General features: G+C 67.9%; 1 protein-coding gene. It reads right to left on the bottom strand.

All coding sequences use genetic code 11. The features are described 5' to 3' along the window. Positions 1-43: 43 nt before the first annotated feature. Positions 44-1,369 (bottom strand): polyisoprenyl-phosphate hexose-1-phosphate transferase ExoE (gene exoE, locus HR086_RS46870; RefSeq protein ID WP_254626775.1); only part of this gene is annotated, 1,326 nt, incomplete at its 5' end.

Here is a 1,369-nt window from a genome sequence, read left to right as displayed (position 1 = left end):
CCCGACCTTCCCTCCCTCGAGGGAAGGCCGACGAGAGGTGTGCCTACCGAGCTCCACGCCCGAGCAAAACATGCCTCACGGTGTGGAAAATGATGCCCACGTCCAGGAACAGCGAGCCGTTCTTCACGTAGTACAGGTCGAACTCCAGCTTGTTGCGCGCATCCTCCACGGAGGCTCCGTAGGGGTAGCGAATCTGGGCCCAGCCCGTCAGGCCCGGCTTCACTGCCTCACGCAGTCCGTAGAAGGGAATCTGCTGCTTGAGTTGCTCGACAAACACGGGCCGCTCCGGACGCGGACCCACGAAGCTCATCTCCCCCATCAACACGTTGAACACCTGGGGAATCTCGTCGATTCGCGTGCGCCGGATGAACTTGCCCACCCGGGTGACACGGTCATCGTTCGCACGAGCCCACACCGCGCCGTTCTTCTCCGCGTCCGTCCGCATGCTGCGGAACTTCCACAGGTAGTACGTCACGCCTCCCAGCCCCGTGCGCTCCTGTCGGTAGAAGACAGGCCCCTTCGAATCCAGCTTGATGGCCACCGCCACCAGAAGCAGGAAGGGTGCCGACAACGCCAGGAGCAGCGACGCCACCGCCAGGTCGAAGGCCCGCTTCAGCGCCCGCCGCAACGGAGACACCGTCAGCTCGTCCGCGAAGGCGAAGTCGCTCGCCCGGAGGAACTGCACCGGAATCCGCCGCAGCACCCGCTCGCAGAAGCCCGTCGCGTCATAAACGCGGCGGCCTTGCAGCCGACAGCTCAGCAGTGAGTCCACCCAGTTGGCCCCGCGCATGTCGTCAGCAGCCTGCACGACATATGCCGCGCCCATGCGGGCCGCCATCTGCTCCAGGGGTTCCTCCGTGGTGCGTGGGTCCACCAGCGCGACGACGCGGTAGCTGCCCTCGCCGCCCGCTTCGATGGCGGTCGCCACCGCGCGGGCCTTGAGGCCATCACCGACGATGAGCACCGCGTGCGGCGCCCCCACCAGCGCGCGAATGGACACCCGGACGACCAGCGTGCCCGCGAGCGCCCCCATGGCCCCACCGAGCAGCGCGCCAGGAGGCAGAGCGACGGGCAACACCAGCGGGGCCACCAGCATCACCCCACCGGTCACCATCGCCGTGACACCCGCGGCCTTCAGGAAGCGGTAGCCCCGCGCCCGGTCCTCCGCGGCGACGCGCAAGTCATACAAATCCAACAGGTACAGCGTGAACTGGAACGTGACCACGAAGGCCGCGCCCAGGCCCAGCAGCGTGGGCCACAGCGCCGTGAGCGGCGGCCGTGTCCCAGCAGGCGCGAAGAGTGCCGCACAGGCCGCCGCGCCCATCACGCAGGCCAGTGCGATCGCCGAGCTCTCGGCGAGGAAGAACGT

This window comes from Myxococcus sp. CA039A, assembly GCF_013336645.1.
Classification (GTDB): domain Bacteria; phylum Myxococcota; class Myxococcia; order Myxococcales; family Myxococcaceae; genus Myxococcus; species Myxococcus llanfairpwllgwyngyllgogerychwyrndrobwllllantysiliogogogochensis.
This window is presented reverse-complemented; position numbering and strand designations above follow the sequence as displayed.